13 protein-coding genes are annotated in these 11218 nt (G+C 31.0%); 3 read left to right on the top strand and 10 right to left on the bottom strand.

What is annotated here, in order from left to right; translation table 11 throughout:
- Window positions 1-330: 330 nt before the first annotated feature.
- The 4 genes from rpmG to OIF36_04625 form a co-directional block, all read right to left on the bottom strand.
- Entirely contained in the window at window positions 331-531 is a 201-nt protein-coding gene (rpmG, locus tag OIF36_04640) for a 50S ribosomal protein L33 (protein ID MCV6599744.1), read from the bottom strand.
- Window positions 532-542: 11 nt separating this feature from the next.
- Window positions 543-1481, bottom strand: coding sequence for a translation elongation factor Ts (gene tsf, locus OIF36_04635; GenBank protein ID MCV6599743.1), 939 nt, complete (start codon window positions 1479-1481; stop codon window positions 543-545).
- A 2-nt stretch (window positions 1482-1483) separates the two neighbouring features.
- On the bottom strand, window positions 1484-2287 hold the full coding sequence (gene rpsB, locus OIF36_04630; protein MCV6599742.1) for a 30S ribosomal protein S2: 804 nt from the start codon (window positions 2285-2287) through the stop codon (window positions 1484-1486).
- 324 nt (window positions 2288-2611) lie between these two features.
- On the bottom strand, window positions 2612-3802 hold the full coding sequence (locus tag OIF36_04625; protein MCV6599741.1) for a phosphoglycerate kinase: 1191 nt from the start codon (window positions 3800-3802) through the stop codon (window positions 2612-2614).
- 156 nt (window positions 3803-3958) lie between these two features.
- Here OIF36_04625 and OIF36_04620 point away from each other — a divergent pair, with 156 nt between their 5' ends.
- The 3 genes from OIF36_04620 (at window position 3959) to OIF36_04610 (ending at window position 6163) form a co-directional block, all read left to right on the top strand.
- Window positions 3959-4789, top strand: a complete 831-nt coding sequence (locus OIF36_04620) for an Hsp33 family molecular chaperone HslO (protein ID MCV6599740.1) — start codon at window positions 3959-3961, stop codon at window positions 4787-4789.
- Window positions 4789-5283, top strand: a complete 495-nt coding sequence (locus OIF36_04615; protein MCV6599739.1) for a hypothetical protein — start codon at window positions 4789-4791, stop codon at window positions 5281-5283. Before OIF36_04620 ends, OIF36_04615 begins: the two co-directional genes overlap by 1 nt.
- A gap of 76 nt (window positions 5284-5359) precedes the next feature.
- Window positions 5360-6163 (top strand): hypothetical protein, encoded by an 804-nt coding sequence (locus OIF36_04610; protein MCV6599738.1) that lies wholly within the window; start codon window positions 5360-5362, stop codon window positions 6161-6163.
- A 2-nt stretch (window positions 6164-6165) separates the two neighbouring features.
- On the opposite strand, the gene lptB is transcribed toward OIF36_04610, so the two are convergent.
- The 6 genes from lptB to OIF36_04580 form a co-directional block, all read right to left on the bottom strand.
- Complete coding sequence (lptB, locus tag OIF36_04605) at window positions 6166-6909, bottom strand: LPS export ABC transporter ATP-binding protein (protein MCV6599737.1); 744 nt, start codon at window positions 6907-6909, stop codon at window positions 6166-6168.
- A 1-nt stretch (window position 6910) separates the two neighbouring features.
- Window positions 6911-7678 carry a hypothetical protein gene (locus OIF36_04600; protein ID MCV6599736.1) on the bottom strand — a complete coding sequence of 256 codons (768 nt, stop codon included), beginning with the start codon at window positions 7676-7678 and terminating at the stop codon, window positions 6911-6913.
- Window positions 7679-7681: 3 nt separating this feature from the next.
- The gene (gene lptC, locus OIF36_04595; protein MCV6599735.1) at window positions 7682-8284 is read right to left on the bottom strand and encodes an LPS export ABC transporter periplasmic protein LptC; all 603 of its coding nucleotides are present in this window, start codon (window positions 8282-8284) and stop codon (window positions 7682-7684) included.
- A 4-nt stretch (window positions 8285-8288) separates the two neighbouring features.
- Window positions 8289-8900, bottom strand: a complete 612-nt coding sequence (locus tag OIF36_04590) for a ribonuclease D (GenBank protein ID MCV6599734.1) — start codon at window positions 8898-8900, stop codon at window positions 8289-8291.
- 71 nt (window positions 8901-8971) lie between these two features.
- Window positions 8972-9334 (bottom strand): TIGR02300 family protein, encoded by a 363-nt coding sequence (locus OIF36_04585; protein ID MCV6599733.1) that lies wholly within the window; start codon window positions 9332-9334, stop codon window positions 8972-8974.
- A gap of 98 nt (window positions 9335-9432) precedes the next feature.
- Entirely contained in the window at window positions 9433-11217 is a 1785-nt protein-coding gene (locus OIF36_04580; GenBank protein MCV6599732.1) for a patatin-like phospholipase family protein, read from the bottom strand.
- Window position 11218 lies beyond the last annotated feature (1 nt).

Raw genomic sequence — 11218 nt, 5'->3', positions numbered from 1 at the left:
AGCATTGAGGATTTTAAACAAAACCTAGCAGAGTATCTATGTTATTACAATGAGGAAAGACCTCATCAAGGATTAAATGGGAAAACTCCTATAGAATTTAATGAAAACTGTCCACGAATTACTTGACATCTACAATTCTGATGAGCGGAGCGAAGAAGAATCTTCTTGTGCTACTGGATGTAAATCAATATTACACAAGCATGAAAAGATTCTTCACTTTGTTCAGAATGACAATATAATAATATAGAATAATGATAAAATAATCATATAAACAAAAACCCCGACCTTGTTGGTCGGGATTCAAGTAATCATATAAAATTGATTTAAAACCTATTTTTTGATTTTTTTCTCTACGAATAGAACATGCTTCTTAGCAACTGGATCGTATTTTTTAAATTGTAACTTCTCAGGTTGCTTCTTAGGGTTTCTTTTAACCATATACTCTGTAGCAGATGTTACTTTTTTACCCAAAGAATTTACATATTCATAAGTAGATCTCAAAGTAAATTTTACTTTATCTTTTGATGCCATTTGGGGCCTCCTTACTTATTAATTTGAGCCGCAACTTCAGCAGCAAAATCTTCTTGTTTCTTCTCAATACCTTCACCAAGAGCAAATCTTTCGAATGCTACCATTTTGATTTCAGCACCTAAGTCTTTAGCTGTTTTAGCGATAAAGTCTTTAACTTTTGATTCACCATCAATAACAAAAGTTTGTTCTTCTAGAACAACTTCTTGATAGAATTTATTGATTCTACCTGTCATCATTTTTTCAATGATATTATCTGGCTTACCAGAAGCTTTTGCTTGTTCAGCAAGAACAGCTTTTTCTCTTTCTACAATAGCAGGATCTAGATCTTCAACAGATAGAGATTCTGGTTTTGTAGCAGCAATATGCATAGCAATTTGCTTACCTAGAGCATTTAAAGCATCTTTATCAGCAGAATCAGATTCTAGAGCAACTAGAACACCAATTTTACCAGCATTTTCAGACATAGCTGAGTGAATATAAGAAGCAACAACACCATTTTCAACTGATAATTTTGAAGTTCTTCTTAGGTTCATGTTTTCACCAATTTTAGCAATTAGGTCTGTGATTTCTTCTTTAAGAGCTTTTCCTTCAGCACATTTTGGACAAACAGCTTCAAGAGTTTCTTCTAAAGAACCATCTGTTAGATTTACACACATCATTGCGATTTTTTTAGCAAAAGCTTGGAACTCTTCGTTTTTAGCAACGAAATCTGTTTCAGAGTTGAACTCGATTACAGCAGCAGAATTATCTGTTGATGCAACAGCAACCAGACCTTCAGCAGCAACTCTGCTTGATTTTTTAGCAGCAGAAGCGATACCTTTAGCTCTTAGCCAATCCATAGCTTCTTCGATATTAGCATTGTTTTCTACAAGAGCTTTTTTACAATCCATCATACCTGCGCCTGATTTTTCTCTTAGTTCTTTAACTAATGCAGCAGTAATTTCAGCCATGATTATTTCCCTTCCTTTTTAGATTCTGTTTTTTTAGCTGGTGCTTTTTTTGCAGCAGTCTTTTTAGCAGGAGCTTTTTCACCTTCAGCTTCTCCTAAATCAACACCTTTAGCAACCATCTCTTTTTCGATTCCGTCAAGAACAGCACCACTAATTAGTGAGCAGTACATGTCAATAGCTCTGATAGCATCATCATTACCAGGTATTAGGAAATCAATACCATCTGGAGATGAGTTTGTATCAACAACACCAACAACAGGAATACCTAAAGTGTTAGCTTCTGCGATAGCTAGAGCTTCTTTTTTAGAATCGATAACAAACATAATGTCAGGAGTAGTACCCATATCTTTAATACCACCAAGAGTCATATCTAATTTTTTATATTCTCTTGTCATTTTTAAAGTTTCTTTTTTAGTTCTACCTGAATCTTCGTTAGCTAATTCTTTTTCTAACTGCTTAAGTCTTTTGATTGATTGAGTAACTGTTTTCCAGTTTGTCATCATACCACCAAGCCATCTGTAGTTAACATAGTATTGACCACATTCTTCAGCAGCTTGTTTAACTCTGTCTTGAGCTTGTTTTTTTGTTGAAACGAATAAAACCTTACCACCTTTTGATACTGTTTCGCTAACTTCTTTCATAGCTTTAAAGATCATTGGTGCAGTTTTTTCTAGGTTAACAATATGAATATTGTTTCTTTCGCCAAAGATAAATGGCTTCATTTTTGGGTTCCATCTTCTAGTTTTGTGACCGAAGTGAACACCAGCTTCTAAAAGTTCTCTTAGAGTGAATTTTGGTAAACTCATTCTTTATTCCTTTTCTTTTTAATAAAAAGAAAAAACTTTATATATTAAGTTTTGTAATTTATATAAGTTTTTTTCTTTTCCAGTTAAACCTCTGCAAACGGAGCGAACCTTGTTCAGGCACTGGATGGCGAAATCATTGAATAACTTTACCTACCGCTTGCATGCGAATTGAGTTGATAATATAGGATGAAAATATCATTTTGTCAAGTAAAAACTAATATACACCTAAAAGCAAATAATGAGCGTTAATAATATAAATACTCAAAATTAAACCCCGACTAAAAAGTCGGGGTTTAAACATTCATATAAAAAAATATTTAAAATCTATTTTTCTAAAGCAACAACTCCCGGAAGTTCTTTACCTTCTAAGGTTTCTAAGAAAGCTCCACCAGCTGCAGAAACATAAGTAAATTGCTCTTTAGCACCTGACTTAGCAAGAGCAGAAACTGTATCTCCTCCACCAGCTACAGAAGTTAAATTACCTTCTGCTGTCATTTTACCAACAAATTGAGCAACTTTGTTTGTTCCGTTATCAAATGGTTCCATTTCGAAAACACCGAAAGGTCCATTCCATAGAACAGTCTTTGCTTTTGAAATAATTTCACAAGCTCTTTCAATACCTTTTGGACCCATATCAACAAATTCTTCATCTTCTTGAACAACATTATCTGCATCAACTACTCTATTTGGAGCATGAGCTTTAAATTCTTTAATAGCAATTCTATCAGCAGGAAGAACAATTTCACAACCTTGCTTTTTAGCTTCTGCAATAATTTTAAGAGCTTCATCTTTCATGTCTTTCTCACATAGAGACATACCAACTTCATTTCCGATTGCATAGTCAAAAGTATTAGCCATACCACCACCTAGAATCAGAACATCAACTTTAGAAACAACATTATATAACAGATCTAATTTAGTTGAAATTTTAGCACCACCAACAACAGCAACAACAGGCTTTTCTGGAGCTTCTAAAGCAGAGTTTAAAGCTTCAAGTTCTGTTTGCATTAATCTACCAGCAGCTGAAGGCAAGAATTTTGTTACACCTTGTGTTGATGCATGAGCTCTGTGAGAAACAGAAAAAGCATCATTAATATATACATCTCCAAGTTCTGCAAGTTCTTTAGCAAAGATTTCATCATTTTCTGTTTCATCTTTGTGGAATCTTAAGTTTTCAAGAAGAATAACATCTCCAGCTTCTGCTTTTGCAATAGCTTCTTTTGCTATTGGACCAACACACTCGTCAGCAAAAGCCACACTTGAACCTAGAGAAGTTTCAATTGCTGAAACAATTTGTCCTAGAGAGAATTCTGATTTCACTTCTCCACCAGGTCTCCCAAAGTGAGAAATAACAACAACTTTAGCACCTTTTTCTTGAAGCTCTTTAATTGTAGGAACAACTCTATCTATTCTTGTTGTATCGCTAACTTTACCTTCTTCCATAGGAACATTTAAGTCTGCTCTAAGCACAACCGTTTTACCATTAAAATCGAAATCATCTATTGTATTAAACATCTTTTTCCCTTTCTTATAAATTTTTCAATGTTTATCTTGTGGAGAACATAGCATACAAATGCAAGCAATGTAAAGTAATTTTTCATTGATTTTTTTCACATATAAGTATATATAAGTAATCATATATTATATGAATAAAAAATAAAAAGGAAAAACATGGACAATATTTTATTACCATTTATGTTAGAAAAAACAAATGTTAGAGGAAGAATCACTAAACTAGGATCAACTGTAGATGATATAATAAGCAAACACAAATATCCTAAAATTGTTAATAAATACTTAGCTGAACTAATAGCTGTGTGCTCTTCTCTAGCTGGAATGCTGAAATATGAAGGAATATTCACTTTACAAACAAGTGGAGACGGTGAAATATCTATGCTTGTTGTGGATATAGACTCAAACGGGAATATTCGTGCTTATGCTAAATATAACGATAAGATAGCTGAAGACTTAACATTTGAGCAAGCTTTGGGAAAAGGGTATATTGCTTTTACAGTTGATCAAGCAGGCAATGCAAAGAAATATCAAGGCTTAGTAGAAATCCAACAAGGTAGCTTTGAAGATTGCATAAAGCATTATTTTGAGAGCTCAGAACAGGTAGAAACTTCAATTAAATCATATAGTGAAGAGGTTGATGGCAAATGGAGAGCAGGATCAATAATAATTCAGAAACTTCCAGAAGAAGAAAAGGCTGACTTCAATGAAACTAACATATACTTAGACACCTGTATGGATTCTGAATTAATTGATGGGTCAATAACATCAAAAGATTTACTATATAGATTGTTCCATGAGCTTAAAGTTATAATATATGATGAAAAAGAATTACATTCAAAATGCAGATGCTCTGAAGCAAAAATCTTAGGATTCTTAAAAACTTTACCTGAAAATGAAATAGATTCTCTAATTCAAGATGGTAAAATTGATGTTAATTGCGAGTTTTGCTCTACTAAATACGAGTTTAAAAAGAAGGACATAATCTAATGAAACTTTCTGTTGCTATAATTATGCTAATATTAACTAGCTCTTGTGCTATAAATAAAAATTATGGCAACAGACAAGCTGAAATAACAGTTGAACATTTAAAACCCATAGAAATATGTGCTAACAGCAAAGAGTTAGAATATAACGGAATCAAGAACACTCTTTCTGAGCATATATCAGACTGGTTCAGTTTTGTTGTAAGAATTAACAACAAATGCAATTCTAAACTAAATTTTCAAATAAAGAAATCCGCGATAAATAAAACAAAAAGTCATAATTTTACAATTTATGAAGAAACTCTAGTGGCAGAAATACATTTAAATGACAAAAAGTTTAATTCTTCTGCAGAAGCGAAAACATCTAATAAAATCAAGTTGAGCAACAATTTAACTCTAAAAGAAAAAGAAAACTTTTTAATGACTTTAAGAGAAAAAACTCTTAGCAACTTTGATAAAAACATGAAAAAAGCAATAAAAAATTACATTATGAAATAAAACCCTATCTATATTTGCTTTTTAAGCAAAATAGTGATAATATGATTATTACAAGATATAAGGAGGGGAGTTCTTTATGCAAGAAGGAATGGCGAAAAGCTTCATATCGAGCTTCATAGCAGATAAGCTAAAAGAATTAAGAAAACTAAAAGATTCAAATAAATACAAGACTGAAGAAGCTAATAATATAGTTGAGAAAATTAAATATAATTTAAATTTATATCCAGATATAATATTCAAATTTGAATCAGACAAACTAACATTAGATGATTTAAACCTACTTCCTCCGATTTTAAGCAAAAACATTTTAGGTTTAGATTTAAGAGAAACAAAATGCTCTCAAAACCTAACACCTAAAGCATTAAATAAACTATTCAGAAAAAACAATATTTCCATACTATTTGTAGGAGAAGTTAGCAAAGGAGCTGCCTTAGCTATAACAAGAAAAAAAACTTTAATAGAGGCAGAGATGTCCACAAAAAAGCTTTCTCAAGATGACCTGAAAGACATTAAAGAATCTTTCGAGAAAAACCCTAACCTAATCTATTTGGACATAAAAGCTAACATTGACAAAACAGTGAAGGAACCAGTATTGGGAGGCACATACTATAAAAACGATCACATATTAGAAAGCCAAGAACTTTTAAAGAAACTAATAAATAATCAAAAACTTACAACTATAGAGAAAAGAGAAGTATCTGAAAGAATACCTTTACTAACTCATATTATAAGAACCAGAGGAAAAACCTTATTAGATAAAGTAAATATCGATAGAGTTTTTTGCGGGCAAATCATACATCAAGGTATAGAAATTCCTAAAAAATTCAGACTCGCATTCAATAGAAGTGTTATAGACTTTGAAGATTGCGGTTATAATTAAGTTTACATTGAGAATCTATCACCTAAATAAACTTTTTTAACATCATCATGTTCAACAATATCTTTTGGAGCACCTTCTTTAAGGACTTCTCCAGAGTATAAAATATATGCTCTATCCACAACATCCAAAGTGTCTCTAACATTATGATCTGTTATCAATATACCTATACCTCTATCTTTTAAATGTAAAATTAAATTTCTAATATCATTAATAGCAATTGGATCAATACCTGTTAAAGGCTCATCTAAAAGCAAGAAATCAGGATCTGAAGCAAGAGCTCTTGCTATTTCACACCTTCTTCTCTCACCACCCGAAAGAGCTATAGATGGACTTTTTCTAATATGTGATATAGAAAATTCTGCTAAAAGCTCTTCAAGTTTAGTTTCTCTTTTAACAGGATCATCTTCTCTCATTTCAAGAACAGACATTATATTTTCTTCAACGGTTAGCCCTCTAAAGATAGAAGAATCTTGAGGTAGATAACTAACTCCAAGCCTTGATCTTTTATACATTGGTTGATCTGTAATATCGACTCCATCAAGAGTAATACTTCCAGCATCAGGAGATATCAAACCTGTAATCATATAAAAGCTTGTAGTTTTACCAGCACCATTTGGCCCTAATAATCCAACAACCTCACCTTTTCTAACTTGGTAACTAACATCATGCAAAACATGCTTTTTACCAAAAGACTTATTTAAATTATTAGCACACAGGCCTTCTTTTATATTTGCATTAACATTCATATTATTTTTTCTCTTCTTTTGTTACAAATATTGCTTTTACCCTACTTGAATTATCTAGGGACTTCATCTTAGCAACACCTGTTTTCATATTAACTATTGCTTTATCTCCAGTTATAACACTATTTTCTCTAGCAATAACAACATTACCCTCGACCTCTGCTGATTCTTTTTCAAAATCATAATAACCATAGTTACCTGTAATCTTGTCTTGCTTTGTTATAATCTCTAAATTATCAAAAGCATATATTTCTTTTATCTCTGTCTTCCCATCAGAGTTTTTATAAAGGTTAGCTAAAACTCTATCGCAGTGCATTTCACTACCATCTCTATAGACCACAACATTACCATTAGCAGTTACCTGATTATCTTTTTCAAAATATTCTATTTTTTTATTTGCTTTAATTTGATAATCGCTAGAAAGAACATTTAAATTATTTCCTTTAATGTGAAACTCTTGTTTATTTACATCATAAACGGCATCATCTCCTAAGATTTTTATATCACCCTGAGTTATTAGCACATTCTTTTTAGCTTCAACCTTCCATATATCAATATCTTTTTCATCACTATCATCATAATGAGCATATAAAACTTCAGAATTGATAGTTCTATCACCCTGTTTAGCATTTACATTACCTTTTGCCAAATAAAGTTTTTCTTCTCTATGCCATTCAAGAGAATTATCAGCTTCAATCTCCATATTTATTGCAAAAGAGTTTCTGCAAACAAAACATAACATAATCATTATAAAACAAAAAAGTCTCTTCATTCTTTATTTACCTTTTATATTATTAATAATCATTTTAGACTTACCTTTGAAAATGATTATTTTTTCATCACCTTTAATTTCTAATCCATCTGCGGTTATTTTACCTATTTTACCACTTAAGTCAATTTTATTATCAGAATAAATAATATTTTTATCTAAATCTAACTTAACATCTTTTGCTTTCAGACTATTACCTTCTTCATCATCCAGCTCAACATTCTCGTTTAGAGTCAATGTTTTTTCATTGTTATCATAAACTCCAGAGATAGAATCCAAACCGAAACCAGGGTTATCATCTTCATCAAAAAGCATAGCTTGAGGAGCATATAATAAAATCACACCTTCTTTAAGCTCTCTTGCTTTATCTGATGTAATTTCGAAACCCTGCCCCTTTTCTGTTTTTCCTAAATATTTAGGCTCTATGATTTCAGAAGAATTTCCAGATATTTTTGCTGAATTATCACTAGGGCTAGAGTTTTTAAACAACTCTACACCTAATATTAAAACACCAATAATTATCAACACAATACATAAAATATAAACATGATGCACTCTTCTAGAGTGCTTATGCATAATTTCTATATTTTCATTTAAATCTAATTCCATATTTTTAGTGATGATTAAATATATTTAATTCTTCAAACCCTTCTAAATCTAATTCCGCTTGAGTTGGTAAAAACTTAAAACAAGCTTCTGCAAAATGCAATCTATTTACTCGTTCTAATTTTTCTACAAGCTTATCTCTAACTTTATGTAAATATAGAACATCATTTGCTGCATATTTTAATTGCTCTTCTGATAGATACTCTGAAGACCAATCAGAACTCTGTTTTTCTTTATCTAGCTCTATATTTAAAAGCTCTTGAACCACTACTTTTAAAGAATGTCTATCAGTATATGTTCTACAAAGTTTTGATGCTATTTTTGTACAGAATAGATTCTTAGTCATAACTCCCAAATTAAATTTTAAAACAGCTACATCAAATCTTCCATAATGGAATATTTTTTGCACACTGTTATCTTTTAACAAAGCTTTTAAATTTGGAGCACTATAGTCCTTGCCATCAAACTGAACCATATAACAATTACCATCTTTATCTGCTAACTGCACCAAACATAATCTATCTCTATGAATATTAAGCCCTAAAGTCTCTGTATCTATTGCAACAGAATCTTTAAACTTAACTCCATCAGGCAAATCATTACTGTATAAAACTGTCATAAAAAAATATCCTTCTACTTTTGAGTTAAGTAAAAGGATAAATCATATATAAATAATTGTCAATTTATATTTTAGTCTTCTCGCGATATAGAGTTTTGAATATCGTTCTCTAATACATCCATATCTATTGAATCTTCTACAAAAACATTATCTATATCATCATCATTGACTAGATTTGGGTCAACCTGTTGAAGATCCTCTTCAACATCCATTTCATTGTAGTCATCTTCTTCCATTGTTTCCATAACATCAACAATGATTTCATCTTCATTCTCTGGAATATCATCTTCTTTAGATTCTAGTTCCTCAATAAGCTCATTCTTTTCAAAAATTGTTCCACAAGATGGGCATACTGGTGGGTTCTTTCTAAAATCATAATATGATTTACCACAAGCAACACATGTTCTTTTAATACCCCATTCTGGTTTTGCCATATTATTCTCCTTATATTTAACATTTAACTAAATTATTCAGTATGATAAATATTTGCTCTCTTTTTTCAATTTTGTCAAGAGAAAAATTAAAAAAAATATTAACCCAAGCTAGCAGCATACATTTGCCCTATCAATCTACTAAATCTTTTTCTTTCTTCCATAGATGAATTTTCATCAGGAATAAGCTCTGGATTATCTCTTTTTATGTTAAAGAAATACCTTTTATATAGTTGTTTTTGTTTCTCTAAAGTCATTCGCCCATAAAGCAGAGAGGATGATGACATTAATTCTGATTGTACAGGATGATCAGAAAAAGCTATATGAAGATGAGCTTCATCATTAAGCCTTTGAACCGCTTCTAGACTGTGATTCAAGTTATGTATATAAGACTTAACAACACTTTGAGCAGGAACCCCTCCCTTTTTAAACCTATCAAAACTTTTATGTTTAATAAAGTCAGATTTCTTTTGCAACCCATTTAAAAACATACACTCTACATATTGAGAACCTTCAAAATTTAAATATAAGTTTTCCATCTCAATTTTTGCTCTATGGAACTCAAGTTTTCTAATTCTTTCTTCAAATTCTTTTGTTTTTACATGCTCTTGCATTTTAACATCACATTTTTTCAAAAGGTACTCTGTAAAATCTCTTTTCACATACTGATCAATTTGTTTTTTATTAAGGTCTGCAGCTCTTTTGCCTTCCTGACAAAGAATTTTTATAGTCTTTTTTGAAGAAGCTGATAAAGAGATTGGTTGATCAAGTTCAATATCAAGCACAAGATGATCGTGACTATATTGTTTAGACCTACCATTCTTTTTCTGCTTATTATTATGTAATAAGTTATAATTTTCTATAACCTTAGTAGTTCTTTCTTTAACTCCTCTAAAAGATGCAGAGAAAGCAAACAAGAAAGAGAACAAAGCCATTCTGTTATTAACTTTTTTCTTTTCAGAGTCATTATAATCACCTGTTCCAAATGTAATCATTGTTTTTGAAGTTAACACATCTTGATTAATAAAATATCTTAAACTTCTTTTTTTAACTGGATTTTTAGTAGAACAATAATGACAATCTAATTCAACATTAGGAATATTCGCAGAGAACCCTCCATCAACTGCTGTTATTCTTTGCCTAGAAACAGCTTTAGGACCATCTCTCCATTCAAAAGTAGCAGTATGAGGAAGCAAGTAAGGAGTAGCAGCTGTTGTTGCTAATAACACATCCTCTACACTATTATTTAAGTTATCCTCAGTTCTGAAAGATAATTGATGCCCATTTGTTATATCAATAACAGGAATTGTAATAGGTATTAGAAAGTTTTTTTCATTAAACAATAGGCCGTCAAATTCTCTTTTTAGAATCTTTTTCAAGCCTTTATTTGTATAAATACTTCCCCCAATTGCTTTAAATTTTTTCATTTTCCAAGGCATTAAAATAGCTTGAACAGTATTTAACTTAGAAAAACCGAAAATTTCAGGTAAAGCTTTTTTATAAATTTCTATAACATCATCTACTGAATACTTAGGCTTCTTAAAGTCTGGAGAATTTCTATCTGTAGATTTTCTTAATGCTAACAAACAAGATATAATAGCTCCTGTTGAAGCACCAGACATAACATCTAAAGTATCTATAAAAGAGTGCTTTATAGGATCTTCACCATTTTTTATTCTTTTTGCATTTTCCTGTTGAATTTTTTCATCAATAGCTTTTGCTATCTGCAGAGATATTAAACCTCTAGAACCCCCACCAGCAAAAACCCCCATTCTTAAACGAACATTTGTTCTTGGTTCATATTTATATGACTTATGAAAAACATCCTCTACACTACTTAGATGACTTATTTTTTCTTCTTCTAATCTTAAAAGTGTATTTAACATA

The organism is Alphaproteobacteria bacterium (assembly GCA_025800285.1).
Taxonomy (GTDB): domain Bacteria; phylum Pseudomonadota; class Alphaproteobacteria; order JAOXRX01; family JAOXRX01; genus JAOXRX01.
Note: the sequence above shows the minus strand (reverse complement) of the source record. Positions and strands in the feature narration are given on the sequence as shown.

Bases quoted from the DNA above. Each gene is read 5' to 3' on its own strand.
- OIF36_04620 (MCV6599740.1), top strand. From the start codon at position 3,959: ATGGACAATATTTTATTACCATTTATGTTAGAAAAAACAAATGTTAGA.
- lptB (MCV6599737.1), bottom strand. From the start codon at position 6,909: ATGAATGTTAATGCAAATATAAAAGAAGGCCTGTGTGCTAATAATTTA.
- lptC (MCV6599735.1), bottom strand. From the start codon at position 8,284: ATGGAATTAGATTTAAATGAAAATATAGAAATTATGCATAAGCACTCT.
- rpsB (MCV6599742.1), bottom strand. From the start codon at position 2,287: ATGAGTTTACCAAAATTCACTCTAAGAGAACTTTTAGAAGCTGGTGTT.
- OIF36_04585 (MCV6599733.1), bottom strand. From the start codon at position 9,334: ATGGCAAAACCAGAATGGGGTATTAAAAGAACATGTGTTGCTTGTGGT.
- rpmG (MCV6599744.1), bottom strand. From the start codon at position 531: ATGGCATCAAAAGATAAAGTAAAATTTACTTTGAGATCTACTTATGAA.
- tsf (MCV6599743.1), bottom strand. From the start codon at position 1,481: ATGGCTGAAATTACTGCTGCATTAGTTAAAGAACTAAGAGAAAAATCA.
- OIF36_04625 (MCV6599741.1), bottom strand. From the start codon at position 3,802: ATGTTTAATACAATAGATGATTTCGATTTTAATGGTAAAACGGTTGTG.
- OIF36_04610 (MCV6599738.1), top strand. From the start codon at position 5,360: ATGCAAGAAGGAATGGCGAAAAGCTTCATATCGAGCTTCATAGCAGAT.
- OIF36_04580 (MCV6599732.1), bottom strand. From the start codon at position 11,217: ATGTTAAATACACTTTTAAGATTAGAAGAAGAAAAAATAAGTCATCTA.
- OIF36_04615 (MCV6599739.1), top strand. From the start codon at position 4,789: ATGAAACTTTCTGTTGCTATAATTATGCTAATATTAACTAGCTCTTGT.
- OIF36_04590 (MCV6599734.1), bottom strand. From the start codon at position 8,900: ATGACAGTTTTATACAGTAATGATTTGCCTGATGGAGTTAAGTTTAAA.
- OIF36_04600 (MCV6599736.1), bottom strand. From the start codon at position 7,678: ATGAAGAGACTTTTTTGTTTTATAATGATTATGTTATGTTTTGTTTGC.